This window comes from Oceanobacillus sp. FSL H7-0719 (assembly GCF_045040795.1).
Classification (GTDB): domain Bacteria; phylum Bacillota; class Bacilli; order Bacillales; family Amphibacillaceae; genus Oceanobacillus.
Genome location: NZ_CP150301.1, coordinates 3619188 through 3640419, shown reverse-complemented (window position 1 = coordinate 3640419; position 21232 = coordinate 3619188). Strand labels below are relative to the sequence as shown.

The window sequence follows — 21232 nt, the reverse complement described above, 5'->3', positions numbered from 1 at the left end:
AATACGTTATAATTTAGCGCAATTTTCTGAAGCAAAAGCAATTGAGATTATCATTTCTGCTTTAATTGCTCATTTGCAGGAAGATACGCTCCTTTACTTACATTTACTTATTATCCATTGCATTTACTTATGGATAATGTATAATTACTTAAAGAGGTGGTGAATTTATTGTATCAAGAAGAAAGGTTATTATCTATTTTAGATTTCCTTAAGAAGAACAACAGAATTTCAGTTGAACAAATATGTTCACTTTTTAATATTTCCAGAGATACAGCCAGGAGGGATCTCGTCAAACTTGAAGAAGAAAATAGAATTGTACGAACACGTGGCGGCGCTATTCTTCCATCTATTCATAAAGAAATTAAGAGCTACTCAAATCGCCTGAAGACCGTATCCGAAGAGAAGAAAAGCATCGGTAAAAAAGCTGCTTCCTTAATCTATTCTGGAGACAGGGTGATATTAGATGCCTCAACAACCGTTCAATCATGCGCTGAAAATATGGATGACATGGATTGCACCATTATTACAAATTCAATTAACCAGGCAGAAATATTATCTTCTAACTCAAATTTAAATATTCAGCTTCTAGGTGGAACATTGGAAAAAGAACACCGATATCTATATGGTTCTTCTGTAGTAGAAAAGCTGTCAGAATACAATGTAGACAAAGCCTTTATTGGGGTAGTAGGTATATCCGAGAAAGGTTTAACGATTGCCCATGAAGAAGATGGTGTAGTAAAGAGAAAAATGATGCAGCAGGCGAAACAAGTTATTGTATTAGCTGACAATACAAAATTGGGGAATACTGATTTCTTCCGATTTGCTGACTTACAAAGTATTGATTTGCTGATTACTGATAAAACCCCTTCCCAATCATTCAGAAAGTTACTAAGTAAAAATAATGTTGAGCTTTTAACAACTGATCACACAGACAACGGAGATGATTAAGATGGTAAAGTTAATCACAGTGGATTTGGATGGAACTTTGCTTAATGAAAGCAGTCAAATAAGTAAGAAAAACTTGGATGCCATTCGTTCTGCTCAAGCAAATGGCATAGAAGTGGTAATTGCAACAGGACGTGCACATTTTGATGTACAAACGATTTTTAAACATACCGATATTAAAACCTGGATTATTGGAGCCAATGGTGCAACGATCCACCATCCAGACGGAAAAATCTTTTACTCTGAGCCAATCAATAGAGAGAATGCTGCAGGTATTCTAAGCTGGCTTGAGCAAGAGGAATATTATTATGAAGTTTTCAGCAATCATTCGATATTCACTCCACAGAATGGAAAAGAGCTTCTAGCCATTGAGATGGACAGAGCAATAAGCGCCAACCCAAAAGTTAGCATTGACCGGATGAAGCATGCTGCGAATAAGCAATTCAGTCAAACTGGCTATACATTTATCAATTCATATAAAGACCTTTTAGAAAAGGATATCGATATTTATAATATACTTGCATTTTCATTCAATGCAGAAAAACTGCAACAAGGATGGCAAAAATTCCATCAAGCAAAAGATGTGACCATCGTTACATCTGCCAATCATAATTTTGAATTGGAACATAAAAACGCTTCGAAAGGAAATGCTTTGAAAATCCTTGCTAATAAACTAAATATCAAGTTAGCTGAAACTGCTGCAGTAGGAGACAGCTTCAACGATATATCCATGCTGAAAATAGCGGGAAGAAGTGCAGCAATGGGAAATGCAGACACAGAAATAAAAAAACTCTGTCATGAAGTCACCCTCTCCAATCAAGAAGATGGTGTGGCTCATTTCATTGACACATTAACTCGGTAGGAAATGGTTTCTTAAATACAATGCTTAAACTCTTATTGGCGTAACGCAACTGCGGCGTGACAATCAGAGGTTAGTATATGAAAATCGAGTGTTTAAATAAGAACACTCGATTTTTTATTTCAACGCTGCCTTCATCCCACAAGCGATTACTTCCTTAACGCTATCTTTAGTTCACGACTTGCTTTAAGCACACCAAAAACCTTTATTGAATTTATCGTTTTCTTTGCTAATTCCACGTCAATATCATCTTTTAGAACAAGCATGCCTACTACTTTAATATTCAGTAATTTATTTTGCTCCAATATTTGTTCAAGTGATTTACGGTCATAATAGTTTATCCCTATTTCATAGGATTTTACTGTGATCACATCCTCAATAGTACGAGAGTGAGCATTTAATTGATTACGTACGGATGTTTTTATAAAATCAGCACGATTTGAATAAAATCCCTCATCCACCATTAATTCGACTTTTTCTGAGTCTACTGCATTCGTATTAATTGTAATTTTTTCTGTATCTTTCATCAATACACCATCCATTTATTTCCTTTTTTATAGTATAGCAGAAATAACGTATGCCACGTGCATATTATCCCTGGAAAAACTGAATTGTGTCGTTTATTGCGAAAATCCATTTGGAAATTTAGCAGAAATATATAATGCATGTCCAACACATTTCATGAAAATAATCAAACATCAAGTATTCATACTCAAAAGAAAGTGGTATCATTTTATTATCGGAAAAGTCCCTTAATAATAAAATTTCAAAAATACCATTACCATTATACTGGGATTGGCCGACCCCAGCTAAACCATAAGGAGAAGACAATGAACATTATCGGAATAAGGTTTCAGATACCAAATGAATACGGAAACATTTTAGAGAAATTACTAAAGAATGAGCTTAGCGAAGACTCCTTTTGGAGAAGAGGAGAGCATGAAGAAATATTAACTTTTTCCTCCAACAGTTTAATTACTGCTGACAATGATTTATTTACAAATCTCGAAATAAGAAAATACCTGAAGCCAAAACCATATTATCCTATTTTTTTTACTTTTTCTGTCTACTTTAAAGAGCAATTAAGTTATCCTTCTATAAAAAGCATAAGAGATTTCCTCAGTTCTAACTGTGACTTTGTAGTAGCAGTCATTGATGCTTGTGAATTAATAATACTTTCTAAAGAACAAAAAAGAATAGATAAAATACTAAATTTAAGTAATTCATATAAGCATAATTATATTTATGAAAATCAAGAGATGGACTTAGATTAGGATAGTAAAGCCTAAAGGATTATCATAAAATTTCTTTTAGGCTTTAGTTAAATTTTAGGCCTTTATTTTTGACCTTAAAACGCAAAACCCCGCCCTAATTATAGGACGAGGTTAGATAAGGTTACTTATGCTCAATTATCTGAATGAGATTACCGCATGTATCATCGAAAACAGCTATTGTGATATCTTCCATCTCTGTCGGCTTCATAGTAAACTCCACACCGTGTTTTAATAATCTTTCGTATTCATTTTGAACATCTGATACGCCGAACATTGTTGCTGGGATACCTTGCTCAACTAATTTCTTTTGGTAATCTTTAGCAGCTGGATTATCATTTGGTTCAAGTACAAGCTCCGTACCGTCTTGGTTATCTGGAGATACAAGCGTTATCCATCTAAATTCCCCTGCTGGTACATCGTGCTTTTTTACAAAGCCCAGCGTTTCTGAATAAAACTCTAATGCCTTATCTTGATCTTCAACAAATAAACTAGTAACTATGATTTTCATATATCTTTCCTCCTGTAATGTCTACAATGTATATGTGGTACCGTGCATAACCAAGCTGTTAGTTAGAAATATCCGAAAGACACAACGTATCTTCATAAACTTTTGTTCACTTAATTACGCCTTCGGGATATATTATTCTTGTTTCTTGTAAATTAAATTACTCAATCCACCCTTTCAGCAAGTTTCTGAGTGGTTCGTTGTCGAATGTAAGTACTCGATATTTCCCCTTTCGTTGTGACTTTACAAGACCGGCCTCTTCTAATATAGAAAGATGTTTGGCTATCCCTTGACGAGAGATGGTAAGATTGTGTTTCATAATAAGACGTGACATAAGTTCATACAAGGTTATTTCTTTGCGTTCGGATAGTTCGTCTAATATTAGTCGCCGAGTTGAGTCAGCAAGTGCTTTGAATATAGCATCCTTTTTCCATTTCATATTTTTATTATACGCAATCTATTAGTTGCACGTCAATAAGAAGCAACTAATGGGTTGCTTGTAAATCTTACCAAATTCAGCAACCTGAAATAATGTAAGGTATTGGACAAAAAAAGGACTGAATCACTATTGGATCCAGCCTGATTTTATATTGAGTTTTGATTGGCAGCACCAGTTGATTAACAATTGATTACATTATAGACTACCTGCCACACTTCTTTATTCCTTTGCCGTTCAAAAATACCAATCTTTTTAGCGCGGAGAAGAAGAATGTAGCAGCTGCATATAATAGAAATTAGCATCGTGTGATACTGCATCTTGAAGGACTCCCCTAACATACCTTCTCCGCTTTTAACACTAATCTTTTAATACTAACTTTTGATTCTTTATGACATAAATGCAATCAGCTGCTCTATCAACAAAGGTTCGATCATGCGATACAAAGATTACCGTTCCTTCATATTCTTTTAAAAATCGTTCCAGCGCTTCAATACAAAAAACATCCAAAAAGTTCGTGGGCTCATCCAAAATGAGTATATTATATCTTCCTAAGAATAGCTGACACAATACTAGACGAATAGCCTCCCCACCGCTTAAATTACGGACATTCTTTTTTAAATCATTTCCTGTAATGTTCATAGAGTGAAGAACAGAACGAATTTTACCCTCATCGAGATCACTTCTCTTTTTCATGAATTCCAGTACAGTTTCATCCTTTGTAAACTGATAGTCCGTTTGTTCATAAATGCCGATAACCGCTTTTGGTGAAATCGTAATCCCTTCACTTTCCTGTAAAATATGGCGAAGCAACGTTGTTTTTCCTGAACCGTTTTTACCTGTAATAGCAATCGTCTTGCCTAACGGAAATTGAAAATTTGTTTCTCTGAGAAGTGTTTCATCACCTGCTTTGAGTGTTAAACTCTCCCCCATTATCGGGAACTTATTGTGTAATTGAAGAGCATTTGACTGATGAAAACGAATGATTTTCTCTTCTTTAGGAGTTTCTACCGATTTGAGTTGTTCCACTCTCTGTTCAATCGCTTTTGCTCCACGTTGCATGGACTTTTGGCTCGTACCTTTTGATTTCGTTTCAAACATTCGATTTCCTTTAACTTTTGTAACTTTTTTATTTCCTTGTGTTACTTTTTCCGCCCTTTGCATTTTTTCCTCAGCAGCTTTCAGTAGACGTGTTTTTTCTGTTACATATTTCTCGTACTGTTCTAGTAATTGTTTCTTCTCAAGCTCTTTTTGACGAACATATTCGGTATAGCTCCCTGTATATTCCGTTACTTTCTCATCTTCCACTTCCCAGATTTTCGTCACCAGTTGATCTAATACATACCTGTCATGGCTTACAAGTACAAGTGCACCATAATAGTACATCAATTCTTCGATAAAAAACTGTTTACCATCTGCATCAAGATGCGTGGTTGGCTCGTCAATTAGCAGAACTTCATGATTGCTGGAGAAAATTTGTGCCAGTTTGAGCCTAGTTTGTTCACCGCCGCTAAAGTTTCTGATTTCAGTTTCTGGAATCGACAATTTCCCTTTCAAATCGTAATCAATCTCTAATTCGTTAGGTGCTGTTAATTGGTCAAAATAAGCAAACTCCACGTGATGTTTGACTATTCCACTAGATGGATGAACGATTCCTGCGAGCAACTTTAATAATGTACTCTTTCCTGCACCATTTTTTCCAACAATTCCGATACGATCAAACTGATGTACAGCTAAACGTTCTATTTCTATTACCTTTTTATCTAAATAATTTAACTCTATATTTTCTAATTCAAAACATACTTTTTCCATGTTTGCTACCTCCCGAAAATTAATAATTTCGTACCGATAGCCAGGACCGATACGAGCTTCTATTTCAAGTACAAGCTCGTATCAAAAAAACAGTAAAAATTGCATGAATATCTCCCCCTATTTCACTTTACTTGTTATAACTGCATTTGTGATAATCAAAATACCTATAATAGAAAACAATGTCGCAACACTTGTATGTTCAATCAAAACTCCAGCTACCACATAACCAAGTGGAGTTGCTAATAACGAAAGACTTGTCACAAAACTAAAAACTCTACCCAAGAGATGAGGTTGTATTTCCGTTTGAATTAAGGCATAGAATGGTGCTGAAAACAATGGTCCAGACAAACCAATCAAACCAGCCATCACGGAAAAAACAATGAACAATGACGAAGATACTATACCGGAAATGAATAATGCAACCCCCATCAACAGCATTCCTGCAGCCATTGTTTTTATTTTATCGAGGCGATCACCCAGTACACCTAATAATGCACCACCAGCAATTAATCCAGCTGCAAAAATAATTTCCACTATTCCAGCATCTACAACACCTCTATTGAAATAGTCGCGTGTCATAAGTGGAAAGTAAGTGCCAAGTGGAATATAAAGCATAGCCACAATGGTCATTGTAATAGTTAACTTCAAAACAACTGGATGCTTCACTATCGCATGATAGCCTTCTCTCATTTCAGCAATAAGGCTAACAGATATTTCTTTTTCTGTTTCTGACACCCTTGGGATGTGAATAAATAGTAAAATACTACTTGCAATAGCAGCACCAAAAACGTCTAACATCAATACCCATTCAAGAGAGCTAACCGCAAGTAACGACATCCCAACTGCTGGTCCTGCTATATTTGAAATAGAACTTATTGTCTGTCCCCAGCCTGCTACCTTTGTAAGATGCTCTTCAGGTGCAAGTAAAGGAATAGATGCTTGCATTGCCGGCATATGAAATGCCGTTGCAAGAGAACGTATGGCTAAGATAACAATCACCAATGGTATACTTGAATCATTAAAATACATTGTTATAAATAAGAGCAGACTCCCAAGAGCTGCAGTCATATCTGACAGTATCATCATCAACTTTCGCGAGTAACGGTCCGTAATTGTGCCTGCAAATGGGCCAACTAATGCTTGTGGCAAAAATCCCGCAAGGCCAGCAATCGTCAGGACAAGTGGCGATCCGCCGGTGGAATCAGTTAACCACCAGATAATACTAAATTGAATGGCAGCACTACTTAATAAGGAAAAGAACTGCCCTGTATAAATCACATAAAATTTCCGTTTCCAATTTTGGTTTTCCATTTTTCCTACCCCCATATAAAAAAATCACAAGCATCTGCCTGTGATTTTGAGTAAAGGGAAAGAAACCCATCCTTATCATATAAAGAGCGACTTAAAATCTTACCTCTAGCAGAACAATGAATCCAATAGAAGTTCTGGAAATTTTCACCATTTGGCGAAAGTATTCTGAGTTCTTGTTCCTAAACAAAGGTACTTTTTCAATGAAAAATAAAGAAAGGCAGAACAAGCTGCCTTTCCGAATATTACATATTTCAATTTCATATAAATTTAGCAGCAGGGAACCCGGTTCTAAATTAATAAAGCAGGTCGACAGACTAAAAATATATGAGGACTATTATCAATATGAAATAAAGATTATTAAAAAAGGACAGACTAATCCCGTTTACTCTGTATACACAAAACAGAGCCTTTGAACATATTCAATTACTGGTTCAAAGTTGGGAAACGAAGTCTCATCGAATGTGTCATTTTATAATAATCCTCCTACCGTTTAAAATTCAGTGTTTATTATATAGTGTATTTCAATCTCAGTCAAGGGTAAATGACGGTTCCTTCTTTGGTCATGCCGAGCGTAATGATAACCGAACACACTGAGCGGAGAATGAAATAAAAAATGAAGAGCAAAATATTCAGACAGTATTGATTTAATATTGAGTGGGATATCTAAAAAACACATTAACTAGAAGAGTTTGGAGACATAAAATATTGATTATTCATTGGAAAAGACATGAAAAAACTCAGGTTCATATGGAAGAAAACCTGAGTTTTTATTGATTTTTATATTGAAAAAGCAAATGTTTATTATGATTGCCAATTGTTTATTCGTGTTTCACTCGTTGTACCATTAAAATAAACACCTGATTTTACCCCCACCTCAAACCCGCATTCCACCGTTCGAGTTAAAATAAAGTTTTGCTACGGAACCCCCGTTTTTGGACTTTTTCGGATCAAAAATGACCGTTTTTCGGGCCCTTTTCGACTTCTTTTTCACCATTTTTGGGGAGTTATAATAAAGATTTGCGAAAAATAACAGAGAAAGATAATGGAGAAAAGAGGTCGGGAGTAAAGAGAATAATATTGGATAAGTATTGAATTATTATTGAATTTATATTGAGTAGGATACTGGACAAACCCTGTAATATCAATGGGTTAGGAACATAACTGTATTGAAAAGATATTGGAATAGGCATGAAAAAACTCGGGCTCCTGATGAGGAAAACCCGAGGTTTTAATGAGTTTTATATTGAAAAAGCAAATATTTATTCTTACAGAATTGGTGTTGAAGTTAGCAAATGTTTATTTTGACAAGCAAGAGTTTATTTTGGGGCTACATAGTTGAATAAAGATACGTAGAGATAAGATAGATTGCTAAAACGGGCTTGTCAAATAAAGTGTGTAAGTGCCTATTTACTCAAGGTACTTTAACACTCTATCTTTCAGTTCATCATGAAGAAGAAGCTGGTTCATAACCATTGCCCAGTTTTGAATGTAGCCACCTTCCCATTTGGTTTCAAGTTCTTTCACACGCAGATATAATACTTTCAAGAGGGCGTTCTCATTCGGGAATGCCCCTTTTTTGGTTACTTTCCGAAAGCTGGAATGGATACTCTCTACCGCATTTGTGGTATACATAATCTTTCGTATGGCACTTCCGTAATCATAAAGTTGTTCCACATGGCTAAAGTTCCTCGTCCATACATCAATGGCCCCTGAATAGGTGGCCCATTGTTGTTTAAATGATTCAAAGGCACTGATACAGGCCTTTAAGCTGGGGGCACTATATACTTTCTTTAATGCTTGAGTGAAAGCTTTATAATCTTTGCTTGGAACATATTTAATGGAATTACGAATCAAGTGAACGATGCAGCGTTGAATAATGACTTTAGGGAAAATAGCTTGTGCACCCTCCTCTAAGCCACTCACGCCATCCATCGATATAAAGAAAATATCTTCGACACCTCTAGCTTTTATCTCATCGAAAATCTGCATCCATTTATGCTTACTTTCCGTTTCGTTGAGCCATAACCCGAGAATTTCTTTATTGCCCTCTATGGTATATCCTAAAATGGTGTAGACGGCATATTTCCTTGTCTCATACTGATTACGAATCGTCGTGTACATACAATCCACAAAAACAAACGCATAACAGTTACTTAAAGGACGAGCCTGCCATTCCTCTAGATCTGGAAGGACTTGGTCGGTGATATCTGAGACCATTTCATGAGATACTGAAAATCCATAGATGTCCTCAATGGTTGACGAAATATCTCGCTGTGACATCCCGCGTGCATACATGGAAATTACTTTGTTTTCGATCGCAGAGACATCCTTTTTTCTCTTTGGAATCAGTTTAGGACGAAAGGAACCATCACGATCTCTTGGCACTTTGATATCTACTTCACCCGAGCTTGTTTTAATGGTTTTCTTCCCATAACCATTTCGTCTGTTTTCTGTTTGTTTTTCTTCTTTATTGTTTGCTTCATAGCCTAAATGGTGGTTCATCTCACCCTTTAACATTGTTTCAAACATTGGTCCAAATATATCTTTGAGTGCGTTCTGCATATCTTCTACGGTCTCTGGTTGGTAGTTTTCTAGAATCTGTTTCGCTAATTCAGCTGATTTCTGATTTCGATTCGACTTAGTCAATAGAATAACCTCCCAATCGTCATATATTTATTCTAACAATAAAAAAGTAAACTGCGAAGTAAGAGCCGTACGCTCTCTCACTTACACAGTTTATTTTACACTCCCAATAATGTTGCTTATATCTTCTTTATATATCTTTCGATTGCCCAATATATATAGGGACAACTTTATCATTAGTAAAATTTTCTATATAAATCATGTAGATACCTAATGTTTTATACTTGGTTTGTGGTGTAACTTCTCTATGCGAATTATCCTTTATTAATTGCTTTACATGATACTTCAGCCTATCTATATCCCTTACACTATTACTTATATAGATCCCCCCTTAATGACATGAGAATCATCGCTTTTTCTTTCTTCCATCACAGAAACAACTAAATGAATCACACCTTAACTCCAGTCTTTACCTTCAGTTATCAGTATAACATTGACTTATTTGTGTTATCACCAATTCTTTACTCTTATCTCTTACAACCACAATTTTGATGAAATATTACAAACCAAACTAAATTTCTTTTCACTACTATGTACCATTAAAATAAACACCTGATTTTACCCCCACCTCAAACCCGCATTCCACCGTTCGAGTTAAAATAAAGTTTTGCTACGGAACCCCCGTTTTTGGACTTTTTCGGATCAAAAATGACCGTTTTTCGGGCCCTTTTCGACTTCTTTTTCACCATTTTTGGGGAGTTATAATAAAGATTTGCGAAAAATAACAGAGAAAGATAATGGAGAAAAGAGGTCGGGAGTAAAGAGAATAATATTGGATAAGTATTGAATTATTATTGAATTTATATTGAGTAGGATACTGGACAAACCCTGTAATATCAATGGGTTAGGAACATAACTGTATTGAAAAGATATTGGAATAGGCATGAAAAAACTCGGGCTCCTGATGAGGAAAACCCGAGGTTTTAATGAGTTTTATATTGAAAAAGCAAATATTTATTCTTACAGAATTGGTGTTGAAGTTAGCAAATGTTTATTTTGACAAGCAAGAGTTTATTTTGGGGCTACACTCGTCTTTCCAATAATGTAACAGCCTCAACATGATTCGTCTGACTAAACATATCCACCGGCTGAACTTCTTTTGTCTCATAACCGCCTTCTTCTAAAATCACAAGGTCTCTTGCTAATGTCGATGGGTTACAGGAGACATAAACAATCCGTTTTGGTTCCATTTCTATCATTGCATGAAGAAACTCAGGCTCACAGCCCTTGCGTGGCGGATCCACAACAATCACATCTGGAGTAAAGCCCTGATTTTTCCATTCTGGCATTACTTTCTCTGCTTCACCTACAACAAATTCAGCATTTGTTATTCCATTTATTTTCGCGTTCATCTTTGCATCTTCTATTGCATCTGGTACGATTTCAATTCCGTATACCTTTTTCGCTTTTTGTGCTAGGAACAGAGAGATTGTGCCTATACCGCAATAAGCATCGATGACAACATCATTTTCATCGATTTGGGCATATTCCAATGCTTTATCATACAGTACTTTTGTTTGTTCAGGGTTTACCTGATAAAAGGAACGTGGTGAGATTGCAAAACGAATGTCGCCAATCGTATCATAAATGTATTCCTCTCCCCAAATTACCTTTGTTTTTCTGCCGAAGATTACATTGGTTCTCTTGCGATTAATATTATGAACGATGGATTTAATCTGTGGGTGGGCTTCTGTAAGACGTTGAATAAGTTCTTCCTGATGAGGCAGCTTATCCGTTCTTGTAATAAGGACGACCATAATTTCCTTTGTTGTTCTCCCTGTGCGCACCATGATATGACGCAGCACTCCACGATCCTTATCTTCATCATATGCTGATATTCCTAAATCATTGGCAATCTCACGAACAGCGTCGACAATGATATCATTTGTCTCATCCTGAATAATGCAGCGCTCCATCTCATCAATGATATCGTGGCTGCGCATCCGGTAAAATCCAGTGATTAACTCACCATTTTTCTCTCCAACTGGAATTTGCACTTTGTTGCGATAACGCCATGGATCTTCAAGACCAATTGTTGGATGAATTGGCACATGATCAAGATGTGCGATTTTACGCATCACATTTTTCACCTGATTTTGCTTCATATCAAGCTGCAGCTCATAACTCATATGCTGGAGCTGGCAGCCGCCGCATTTATAATATACATTACATGGAGGATCTACTCTTTCCGTGCTTTCCTTTTTCATTTCGACTAATTTTCCATAGCCGAATTTTTTATTTGCTTTTAAGACTTTAACTACCGCTTCTTCTCCAGGAAGCGCATATGGCACAAATAATGGATAGCCATCGATTTTGCCAACACCATTTCCCTCATGTGTTAAATCTTCGAAAGTCAAAGTGATATATTCATTTTTCTTAACTGGGGCTGAACTTTTTGCCATTTTATATCTTCCTTTATCACGCTAATTTTTACTTCTTACATCTTACCATACACGAACTTGCTTCTCCTACTTAAAAACCCTCAAATATCAGCTATAGCTGACATTTGAAGGTGATTTTTACTCTTTCCCCTGTATCCTTGCAAATTCTTCAGGGACAAGGAACTCAATATGCTGTTTCAAATTTATAAATTCTCCTGGGAGCAAACCGCCATACTCTCCATCAAGATTAAGCATCATTTTCTCTGAAGGATTTACTTTAACCTTCTTTGACTTCACATAAATAATGTTATCATTATTTAAATGAGCCCCCCGTAAAGCAAGACTTGCAATATGAATAAACTCTGCAAGATTTATCTTCTTTAAAATCAGCAAATCAAAATAACCGTCATTCAGCTTGGCATCTGGAGCCAGTTTTTCAAAGCCGCCAACAGAGTTTGAATTTGAGATTAAGAATAGCATAATATCTTCTTCAATCACACCATCATCATATTCAATTCGTGCATGTGATGGTTTTAGAAATGGAAGCATCTCGATACCCTTTATATAATATGCAAGTTGTCCAAGCATTGTTTTCAGCTTAATTGGAACGTCATATGTCAGCTCCGTTAACTGACCCCCACCAGCAATGTTAATAAAATAATTATCATTTACTTTACCGATATCTAAATGCATATCTTTGCCGTTAGCGATAATCCCCACAGCTTTTTTAATATCGCGTGGGATTTGTAATGCCCGTGCGAAATCATTCGTTGTTCCTGCTGGGATAATTCCAAGTTTTGGACGGTAGGATTGTTCTGCAATCCCCTTGATCACTTCATTTATTGTTCCATCTCCACCTGCTGCAACTACAAGGTCAAATCTGCGTTCTACAGCTGCCTTTGCTGCTTCTGTTGCATCACCTTCACTCGTTGTGGCATGTGCAGAAGTTTCATATCCGGCAATCTCTAATGTTTCCAATATATATGGCAATTCCTTTTTCACAGCTTCTTTTCCAGCTGTTGGATTATAAATAACCCGAGCTTTCTTCATTATATTTCCTCCCCCTGATTCAAAAAAGGGTTCTTATTTTACATCATCATCTTTTATCATAATCCTTTTTCGCTGATTTTAAAAGTCCAAGCTATCAAAAAGAGACTCCCCAAGGAAACGGGAGTCTCTTTTTATACATTTCAATTTAGCGCTTATTTAATTCCTCATTTAGAATCTTATTTACCATTGGCGGGTTTGCTTGTCCTTTTGTTGCTTTCATTGTTTGGCCGACTAAAAAGCCGATTGCTCGATCTTTACCATTTTTGAAGTCAACAATGGATTGTTCATTTTCATCAAGAATCTGATTAATAATTTCCTTCAATTTAACAGGATCAGAAAGCTGAATGAGTCCTTTATCTTTAACGATTTTCTCAGGATCTCCGCCTTTTTCCACGAGCTCTGCAAAAACTTTCTTCGCAATCTTAGAAGAAATTGTTCCGTCTTCAATCAGCTTAATCATTTTTGCCAGTGCTTCAGGTGTAATTGCTAAGTCATGCAGCTCTTTTAAATGCTTATTCATGTAAGCAGAAACTTCACCCATTAACCAGTTTGATGCTTGTTTCACATCTGCACCCTGGTCTGCAGCTGCTTCAAAGAAATCAGCCATTTCTTTAGAGCTTGTAAGCACACCTGCATCATATTCAGACAGTTTTAGTTCACTTACATAGCGTGCTTTTCGTGCATCTGGAAGTTCTGGTATTTCATTTTTAATTCGTTCCTTCCATGCATCATCAATATGCAGTGTTACAAGATCAGGCTCTGGGAAATAACGATAATCATCTGCGCCTTCTTTTATACGCATCAGAATTGTTTCTTTTGTTTTTTCATCATAACGGCGTGTTTCTTGAAGTATTTCTCCACCGGAAAGAAGTACTTTTTCTTGGCGTTTCTCTTCGTATTCCAAACCTTTTTGAACGAAGGAGAAGGAGTTTAAGTTCTTCAGTTCTGCTTTTGTTCCGAATTTCTCTTGACCAATCGGACGAAGCGAGATATTCGCATCACAACGAAGCGAACCTTCTTCCATCTTCACATCAGAGACACCTGTATATTGAATAATATTTTTAAGTTTTTCAAGGTAGGCATATGCTTCCTCTGGTGAGCGCAAATCAGGCTCAGATACAATTTCAACCAGTGGTGTGCCAGCACGGTTAAAGTCTACATAAGAGTAGCCATCTTCTCCATGTGTCAGTTTACCTGCATCCTCTTCCATATGGATGCGAGTAATACCAATCCGTTTCTTCTTGCCATTTACTTCAATCTCAATCCAGCCATTTTCACCGATCGGCTGATCAAATTGTGAAATTTGATATGCCTTTGGGTTATCTGGATAGAAATAGTTTTTACGGTCAAATTTTGTATAGGTTGCAACTTCACAATTTAGTGCCATTGCAGCTTTCATTGCAAAGTTTACTGCTTCCTCATTAAGAACAGGTAATGTACCTGGATAAGCAAGGTCAACCGGGTTAATATTTGTATTTGGTTTATCGCCGAAAGCATTAACACTTGGGCTGAATATTTTTGATTTCGTTTTTAATTCAACGTGTACCTCTAAGCCAATTACTGTTTCAAAATTCATTTGCTTACACCTCCAAGCTCGGGGCGTTGTTTATGGAAATCTGTTGCTTGCTCGTATGCATAGCCTGCACGATATACTGTTTCTTCATCGAAGTATTTTCCAATGATTTGCAAGCCAATCGGCAGCCCTTTTTCTGAGAAGCCACATGGGAGTGATAGTCCTGGCACGCCAGCTAAGTTCACAGGAATTGTTAATATATCATTTGCATAAATCATTAATGGATCTTCAATTTTTTCGCCCGCTTTAAATGCAGGAGTTGGTGTTGTCGGTCCAATGATGACATCATATTCTTCAAAGATTTTATCAAAATCATTTTTAATTAAAGTACGCACTTTTTGTGCTTTCTTATAATATGCATCGTAATACCCTGAGCTGAGTGCAAAAGTTCCAAGCATGATTCGGCGTTTTACTTCCTCACCAAAGCCTTCACTTCTTGACATTTTATACATATCAACCAGGTTATCTGCATTCTCAGAACGAACACCATAACGTACACCGTCAAAGCGAGCAAGGTTTGCTGATGCTTCTGAAGAAGACAGAAGGTAGTATGTTGAAAGTGCATATTTCGAGTGTGGCAAAGATACTTCTTCCCATGTAGCTCCAAGTGATTCATATACTTTAAGAGCTTCCATGACAGCATTTCTTACTTCTTCTGATACACCTTCAGCAAGGTATTCCTTAGGTACGGCAATCTTCATGCCTTTAATATCTTGTTTCAGAGCTTCTGTATACTTAGGCACTTCAACGTTCGCACTTGTGGAATCACGTTCGTCCTGTCCGGCAATAACTTCAAGCACACGTGCATTGTCTTCAACTGTCCGTGTGATTGGCCCCACCTGGTCAAGAGAAGATGCAAAAGCAACTAAACCGAAACGGGATACTCGTCCATAAGTTGGCTTCATTCCAACTACACCGCAAAATGCTGCTGGCTGACGAATCGAACCGCCTGTGTCTGAGCCAAGTGCAAATAAGACTTCTCCAGCCGCAACTGCTGCAGCGGAACCGCCACTTGATCCGCCTGGAACATGCTCAATATTCCATGGATTTTTTGTTGGTTCATATGCAGAGTGCTCTGTACCTGAACCCATAGCAAATTCATCCATGTTTAATTTTCCAACTGTAACTGTTTTTTCTGCTTTTAACTTTTCGATAACTGTTGCATCATATAGCGGATCATTAAAGTTATCTAACATCATACTTGCACATGTTGTTCTTAGACCTTTTGTCATAATGTTATCTTTTATTCCAACAGGAAGACCAAAAAGACTTGTCTTCTCAGGATTTTTGTCTAATTCTTCTGCTTCTTTCATTGCGCTTTCCTCATCGAGTGTGATGAACGCGTGAATTTGGTCATCCACTTCTTTAATTCGATCAAAGGAAGCTTTAACCAAATCCTGAGCAGTAATTTCATTATTATGTAGCTTCTCTTCTAGCTCTCTAATTGAATGGTCAAATAATGACATGAACGCATTTCCTCCTTATTCTAAACGAGCATTCGTCTACTCTGATAATATTGATGGCACTCTGAAGTGACCATTGTCTTTATCAGGCGCATTTTTTAATGCCTCGTCCTGTGTAATCCATTCTTTTGGCTCATCCTTGCGCATCACATTTACCAAATTCAGTACATGTGTTGTTGGCTCAATATCTGTTGTATCGAGTTCATTCAGTTCTTCTGCATATTTGATGATACTTCTAAGTTCAGCTGTCAGCTTTTCCGCTTCTTCATCAGTAATTGCAAGTCTAGCCAGATCAGCAACATGTTTCACCTGTTCTTTTGATATATTTTCCACAGCTTGTACCTCCCAGCTTTAGATTGACTATAATCAGATTAACTCATTTGTATATTATATCACTAATGATAATAGCAGAGAAGTATTGACCTCGGCAAGCACTGGATTTTAAATAAAAAAAGCCTGAAATGGATATTTTCCATTTCAGGCAAGTGATATTTATTATTGGGGATAATAAACAATACTTCTTATTGTTCTACTTCGTCAGAAAAGGTTGGCATAAAGATTGGGGGGTGCCTTTCACCATTAACAGCTAATTCATCTGCTGTTGCATTTGCTACTAAGAAGAGTCCTGTGACAAGCATTGCACCCAAGATTATACTGGAAACAAACTTTTTCATTTAACATCCCTCCTTTAAATGTTTGATAACTCTTTATATGAAAAATTGGCGAGTTTATAATATTTAGTTGCATCCTTGTATTTATGTATCGATTCATAATGCTTTGCCAGCATTTGTGCAATTATAACAAGGTTTGCATAGTCCTTATGTTTCTTTAAGAAAGGAATAAAACTATCCTTTACCAAAGCCGTAAACTTATCGGATTGTTTATTAATAGCGTAATAATAAGTATGAATAACATTATGATAGTATTCATGTTCCACTTCATTCTGATTTTCATCAAGCAGCTTTAATGCTATTTCTGACATTTCATTCGCTTTTTCGAGTTGTTCATTCTCATAATAAACTTTAATAAGTTGTGTGAGAGCAGCGAGCTTTTCATAAGCCTCAACCTCAGGATCTACCACAATTTCACTGTAAAATTTAACAGCTTCATCATCACTGCCTTTAGCTGCATATAAAAATCCAAGGTTCTGGTTTGTCAACTGAATAATTTCATTATTATTATCTATTGTCGCCAAGTGCTTTGCCAAATTATAGTTTTCAATCGCCTTATCGTACATTTTCAATCTCCTGTAGGATATGCCTAAAACTACGTGGCACTGGGCGCAGCGCAGGAAATTATACTTTTTCATAAAGATATCCAATGCCATATTGGCGTAATCAATTGATTCCAATGTCTGTCTTAACTTGCTGTATGTAATGGACATTGTGTATTGCAAATCTGCCAGTTCTTCTTCAGAGAGGTCCAGCTTGCGAATGATTTTCTCAGCTTTTTGATACTTTTCTGTCGCACTTTCAACTTCACCAATCGATGAACTGTAATTTCCACGGAATTTAAACCAGAAATAAAGTTCCTTCGATTCAAATGAGTTTATCATTTTATTCAGTTTATTGATTTGGTTTAATGCAGATTGGCTATCGCCTAAGATTAAGAAATAGCGTATCTTATGAATCTCAAAGAGAACCATGTTTTCAGAGAGATTGCGATCCAATAATAGTTGAATATTTTCATAGCCTTCTATAATCATTTCTACATCCTGATTGTAGAAAAGCATACTATACCATTCTTCACACTTCTCTTTAATGACATCTTCCAGATTATTATTAAGTTCGATGCCAAGTCGATTGCAGAGAAGCTGAATAATATTCGGGCTCGCATCCGTTTTCAGATTTTCAATTTTTGACAGATAAGAGACTGAAACAATTCCGTCTGCCAGCTCACCCAAAGTCATTTTTTGTTTTGTTCTCTGTAATTTAATGAATGAGCCAATATCAATCATATATTCACCCTGCATTCTTATGATTAATTAGTATATTAATAGTATATCATAATTTCAAAAAATTCATATTGGGAAAATTATAGATTTTAGGTAGAGTTATCGGGGTTAAAAATCGTTAATTTTCCTCTGAGAGGAAAAATCACCATCTTTTCATGCAAAATTGCACTAAAGATGGTGATTTTCTGAGAAATCTTCTATTTAAACAATAAATTTTTATAACATTTCTGAAGTTGTTTTACCTTGCATATGCTGAATCAGATAGTCTGGTCCACCAGCTTTGGAATCTGTTCCAGACATATTGAATCCGCCAAATGGCTGATAACCTACAATTGCAGCTGTACAACCACGGTTGAAGTAAAGGTTTCCAACATGGAAGTCCTCACGTGCTTGTTCAAGGTGCTCACGGTTGTTCGTAATTACGGCACCAGTTAAACCATAATCTGTGTTATTTGCAATTTCAATTGCTTCATCAAAGTCTTTTGCTTTCGCAAGCGCAACTACTGGGCCAAAAATCTCTTCCTGCATAATGCGGGCTTTCGGAGCTACATCACCGAATACTGTTGGTTTAATGAACCAGCCTTTCGAATCATCGCCTTCTCCGCCAGCAAGCAGTTCTCCTTCTTCTTTTCCAATTTCTACATAGCTCATAATCTTATCGTATGCAGCTTGGTCAATTACAGGTCCCATATAATGTGTATTATCAGATGGATCGCCTACTGATAATTCTTTCGTTAATTCCACAACACGATTCTTCACTTCTTCGTAAACGTCTTCATGGATAACAGCTCGGGAACATGCTGAACATTTTTGTCCAGAGAATCCGAATGCGGATTGGACAATTGATTCCGCAGCTAATTCCAGGTCTGCTTCACTATCTACAACGATTGTGTCTTTACCACCCATTTCAATAATCGTGCGTTTTAGCCATTTTTGACCTTCGTGAACAACTCCTGCACGCTCAAACAGACGTGTACCAACATCACGAGATCCAGTAAAGCTAATGAATCGTGTGCGTGGATGGTCAACTAAGTAGTCTCCAACTTCGCTTCCAGGTCCCGGAATATAATTAACTACTCCCTTAGGCATACCTGCTTCCTCAAGAACTTCCATAAATTTATACGCAATAATTGGTGTTGTACTTGCTGGTTTAAGCAATACAGTATTACCTGTGACCATTGCTGCTGCCGTTGTACCTGCCATAATCGCAAATAAGAAGTTCCAAGGTGAGATAACTAGTCCAACACCTAATGGAATATAATGGAATTGGTTATGTTCGATTGGACGGCTGTTAATTTCCACGCCATCTTTAATTTTAAGCATTTGACGACCATAGTATTCAAGGAAGTCAATTGCTTCAGCTGTATCTGCATCTGCTTCTTTCCAAGGTTTACCGCCTTCTTTTACAAGATGTGCAGTAAATTCGAATTTACGACGACGTATGATTGCTGCTGCACGGAATAAGATGCCCGCACGGAATTCAGGTGCTGATTTTCTCCATGTCTTAAACGTGTCGTCAGCAACGTTCATCGCTTTTTCAGCTATTTCTTTATTTGATTTTGAAACATAGCCAAGGACTTCATCTTTGTTTGATGGGTTTACAACTTTAATTTTATCTTCTGTTGTTACTCTTTCCCCACCAATAATAAGCGGATATTCTTTTCCAAAGTCAGCCTCAACTTGTTTCACTGCCTCTGCCATCTTTTGTTTGTTTTCTTCCACAGTGAAGTCTGTAAAAGGTTCATGTTTGTAAGGTACTACCATATTAAAAACCTCCTCAATTGATTTTAATGCAGGTAATGCATTACCTTTCTTCCCATCCTACATTGTAATTCAAATATGTTGAGGGTTCAAATATTAATCCGCTAACTGTATTCTTCTTTTAAAATCTTCGTTTCTATTAATGGTAGATATGAATTGTCGGTTTTTCTTTTTTTGCTTCCCGATAAATAAGACTTTCTACCTTATCTTTTGAGGTAATATTTATTTCAAGGTCAAAATAATTATCAAACGTTTCATCTACGAGATCATAAGCATGCTGGGTAAACCCAATAACTTCAGCTTTTCCATAGAACTCTATTGGTATTTCCAGTGTCATTTGCTGAAGCTCACCATTAACATAATAACCTTCACCAATTGTACCTACATAATTCGGGAAAAACTCTGCAATCTGATTACCAAAGCTATTAAACACTTCCGCATCGTCTACATACTTTTCATTGGCCTCTTTTGATGGGAAAAGAACGTACTCCTCGTTAATATCTTCCCATTTTCCAATTGCTGTGCTCCCGCCCTGGACAACTGTTTTCGCAACATAATTACCTGGGACAGGAGAAGACTGCGCTTCTTCTCTGTACAGTGCAACTAGAATTGGCACATCTCCGAGTCCTTCCATTTCACGCAGGCTTTTCACAATATGCTCTGTTACTTTATAGCCGCTCTCAAGCATCTTATCCATTGGTATATCAGTAGAATAACTTGGCCCGTTTTTCTGTTCGTTAAAAGTATAGACGGATTTTAGCGCAATCCCGATGGATATTCCTGCAAGCTGAACAGATTGATCGTCATTCAACTTTAAATAATTCTGTTCAAGTACATGTGAAAATACCCTTGGATTATCTTCATGTTTTTGTTTGTCCCAATTATCTTGGCGATTCGGATTTAATTCATCAATCCATTCAATTACTTTATCGCTCGTCAGATATCTGCCCTCTTGAAAATAAAGCTGATTTGGATTGAATACCTCTGTAGAATGGCGGCGCAGCCCCTCTTCCATTTCATCTATATCTACACGGTTTGCTAATTGACTTGTAATCAGTCCGCGCGCCTCACTTACACGATAAGGTAAAATCATTCGATACGTATCATCATCTAAACGGCTTCCAGGAACAATCGATGTCTCTACGGGAGAATCTCCCTCATTTTGCAATACTTCTTCTTCATCATCGAATGATGGTGCACAGCTTGCCAGAAGCAGGAGTGCACATAGTAATAACATTGTTAATTTTTTCATAAGCGAACACTCC

Annotated in this window: 19 protein-coding genes; 3 read left to right on the top strand and 16 right to left on the bottom strand. The window is 36.8% G+C overall.

Features of this window, described 5'->3' with window-relative positions; translation table 11 throughout:
* Positions 1-168: 168 nt before the first annotated feature.
* On the top strand, positions 169-948 hold the full coding sequence (locus NST93_RS18485) for a DeoR/GlpR family DNA-binding transcription regulator (protein WP_405099619.1): 780 nt from the start codon (positions 169-171) through the stop codon (positions 946-948).
* 1 nt (position 949) lies between these two features.
* Positions 950-1807, top strand: a complete 858-nt coding sequence (locus NST93_RS18480) for a Cof-type HAD-IIB family hydrolase (protein ID WP_405099617.1) — start codon at positions 950-952, stop codon at positions 1805-1807.
* A gap of 146 nt (positions 1808-1953) precedes the next feature.
* Here NST93_RS18480 and NST93_RS18475 read toward each other — a convergent pair whose 3' ends face one another.
* On the bottom strand, positions 1954-2331 hold the full coding sequence (locus tag NST93_RS18475; protein WP_405099615.1) for a CopG family transcriptional regulator: 378 nt from the start codon (positions 2329-2331) through the stop codon (positions 1954-1956).
* A gap of 303 nt (positions 2332-2634) precedes the next feature.
* On the opposite strand from NST93_RS18475, the gene NST93_RS18470 reads away from it, so the two are divergent.
* The gene (locus NST93_RS18470; RefSeq protein ID WP_405099613.1) at positions 2635-3078 is read left to right on the top strand and encodes a DUF2691 family protein; all 444 of its coding nucleotides are present in this window, start codon (positions 2635-2637) and stop codon (positions 3076-3078) included.
* 121 nt (positions 3079-3199) lie between these two features.
* Here NST93_RS18470 and NST93_RS18465 read toward each other — a convergent pair whose 3' ends face one another.
* The 15 genes from NST93_RS18465 to NST93_RS18395 form a co-directional block, all read right to left on the bottom strand.
* A complete protein-coding gene (locus NST93_RS18465; protein WP_405099611.1) occupies positions 3200-3586 on the bottom strand; it encodes a VOC family protein in 387 nt (128 codons plus the stop codon).
* A 157-nt stretch (positions 3587-3743) separates the two neighbouring features.
* Positions 3744-4022: an ArsR/SmtB family transcription factor gene (locus NST93_RS18460; RefSeq protein ID WP_405099609.1), complete on the bottom strand. Its 279-nt coding sequence runs from the start codon at positions 4020-4022 to the stop codon at positions 3744-3746.
* A gap of 357 nt (positions 4023-4379) precedes the next feature.
* A complete protein-coding gene (locus NST93_RS18455) occupies positions 4380-5831 on the bottom strand; it encodes an Msr family ABC-F type ribosomal protection protein (RefSeq protein WP_405099607.1) in 1452 nt (483 codons plus the stop codon).
* Positions 5832-5948: 117 nt separating this feature from the next.
* Complete coding sequence (locus NST93_RS18450; RefSeq protein ID WP_405099605.1) at positions 5949-7142, bottom strand: MFS transporter; 1194 nt, start codon at positions 7140-7142, stop codon at positions 5949-5951.
* A gap of 423 nt (positions 7143-7565) precedes the next feature.
* Positions 7566-7610, bottom strand: a complete 45-nt coding sequence (locus NST93_RS18445) for an erythromycin resistance leader peptide (RefSeq protein ID WP_105980607.1) — start codon at positions 7608-7610, stop codon at positions 7566-7568.
* A 939-nt stretch (positions 7611-8549) separates the two neighbouring features.
* Positions 8550-9794, bottom strand: a complete 1245-nt coding sequence (locus NST93_RS18440; RefSeq protein WP_405103929.1) for an IS256 family transposase — start codon at positions 9792-9794, stop codon at positions 8550-8552.
* A gap of 1013 nt (positions 9795-10807) precedes the next feature.
* Positions 10808-12187 carry a 23S rRNA (uracil(1939)-C(5))-methyltransferase RlmD gene (rlmD, locus tag NST93_RS18435; protein ID WP_405099603.1) on the bottom strand — a complete coding sequence of 460 codons (1380 nt, stop codon included), beginning with the start codon at positions 12185-12187 and terminating at the stop codon, positions 10808-10810.
* A gap of 117 nt (positions 12188-12304) precedes the next feature.
* On the bottom strand, positions 12305-13216 hold the full coding sequence (locus tag NST93_RS18430) for a diacylglycerol kinase (RefSeq protein ID WP_405099601.1): 912 nt from the start codon (positions 13214-13216) through the stop codon (positions 12305-12307).
* Between the two features lie 145 nt (positions 13217-13361).
* Positions 13362-14792 (bottom strand): Asp-tRNA(Asn)/Glu-tRNA(Gln) amidotransferase subunit GatB, encoded by a 1431-nt coding sequence (gatB, locus tag NST93_RS18425; RefSeq protein WP_405099599.1) that lies wholly within the window; start codon positions 14790-14792, stop codon positions 13362-13364.
* A complete protein-coding gene (gene gatA, locus NST93_RS18420; protein ID WP_405099597.1) occupies positions 14789-16255 on the bottom strand; it encodes an Asp-tRNA(Asn)/Glu-tRNA(Gln) amidotransferase subunit GatA in 1467 nt (488 codons plus the stop codon). Before gatA ends, gatB begins: the two co-directional genes overlap by 4 nt.
* A 36-nt stretch (positions 16256-16291) precedes the next feature.
* The gene (gene gatC, locus NST93_RS18415; RefSeq protein WP_405099595.1) at positions 16292-16585 is read right to left on the bottom strand and encodes an Asp-tRNA(Asn)/Glu-tRNA(Gln) amidotransferase subunit GatC; all 294 of its coding nucleotides are present in this window, start codon (positions 16583-16585) and stop codon (positions 16292-16294) included.
* A gap of 188 nt (positions 16586-16773) precedes the next feature.
* On the bottom strand, positions 16774-16926 hold the full coding sequence (locus tag NST93_RS18410) for a hypothetical protein (protein WP_405099593.1): 153 nt from the start codon (positions 16924-16926) through the stop codon (positions 16774-16776).
* Between the two features lie 14 nt (positions 16927-16940).
* On the bottom strand, positions 16941-18209 hold the full coding sequence (locus NST93_RS18405) for a helix-turn-helix domain-containing protein (protein WP_405099591.1): 1269 nt from the start codon (positions 18207-18209) through the stop codon (positions 16941-16943).
* 213 nt (positions 18210-18422) lie between these two features.
* Positions 18423-19970, bottom strand: coding sequence for an L-glutamate gamma-semialdehyde dehydrogenase (pruA, locus tag NST93_RS18400; protein WP_405099589.1), 1548 nt, complete (start codon positions 19968-19970; stop codon positions 18423-18425).
* Positions 19971-20106: 136 nt separating this feature from the next.
* On the bottom strand, positions 20107-21219 hold the full coding sequence (locus tag NST93_RS18395; RefSeq protein ID WP_405099587.1) for a CamS family sex pheromone protein: 1113 nt from the start codon (positions 21217-21219) through the stop codon (positions 20107-20109).
* Between the last annotated feature and the right edge of the window lie 13 nt (positions 21220-21232).

Coding starts and splice junctions, on each gene's coding strand:
- NST93_RS18410 (WP_405099593.1), bottom strand. CDS start 16,926: ATGAAAAAGTTTGTTTCCAGTATAATCTTGGGTGCAATGCTTGTCACA.
- NST93_RS18395 (WP_405099587.1), bottom strand. CDS start 21,219: ATGAAAAAATTAACAATGTTATTACTATGTGCACTCCTGCTTCTGGCA.
- pruA (WP_405099589.1), bottom strand. CDS start 19,970: ATGGTAGTACCTTACAAACATGAACCTTTTACAGACTTCACTGTGGAA.
- gatB (WP_405099599.1), bottom strand. CDS start 14,792: ATGAATTTTGAAACAGTAATTGGCTTAGAGGTACACGTTGAATTAAAA.
- NST93_RS18455 (WP_405099607.1), bottom strand. CDS start 5,831: ATGGAAAAAGTATGTTTTGAATTAGAAAATATAGAGTTAAATTATTTA.
- NST93_RS18430 (WP_405099601.1), bottom strand. CDS start 13,216: ATGAAGAAAGCTCGGGTTATTTATAATCCAACAGCTGGAAAAGAAGCT.
- NST93_RS18405 (WP_405099591.1), bottom strand. CDS start 18,209: ATGATTGATATTGGCTCATTCATTAAATTACAGAGAACAAAACAAAAA.
- NST93_RS18450 (WP_405099605.1), bottom strand. CDS start 7,142: ATGGAAAACCAAAATTGGAAACGGAAATTTTATGTGATTTATACAGGG.
- NST93_RS18470 (WP_405099613.1), top strand. CDS start 2,635: ATGAACATTATCGGAATAAGGTTTCAGATACCAAATGAATACGGAAAC.
- rlmD (WP_405099603.1), bottom strand. CDS start 12,187: ATGGCAAAAAGTTCAGCCCCAGTTAAGAAAAATGAATATATCACTTTG.
- NST93_RS18460 (WP_405099609.1), bottom strand. CDS start 4,022: ATGAAATGGAAAAAGGATGCTATATTCAAAGCACTTGCTGACTCAACT.
- NST93_RS18465 (WP_405099611.1), bottom strand. CDS start 3,586: ATGAAAATCATAGTTACTAGTTTATTTGTTGAAGATCAAGATAAGGCA.
- NST93_RS18480 (WP_405099617.1), top strand. CDS start 950: ATGGTAAAGTTAATCACAGTGGATTTGGATGGAACTTTGCTTAATGAA.
- NST93_RS18475 (WP_405099615.1), bottom strand. CDS start 2,331: ATGAAAGATACAGAAAAAATTACAATTAATACGAATGCAGTAGACTCA.
- gatA (WP_405099597.1), bottom strand. CDS start 16,255: ATGTCATTATTTGACCATTCAATTAGAGAGCTAGAAGAGAAGCTACAT.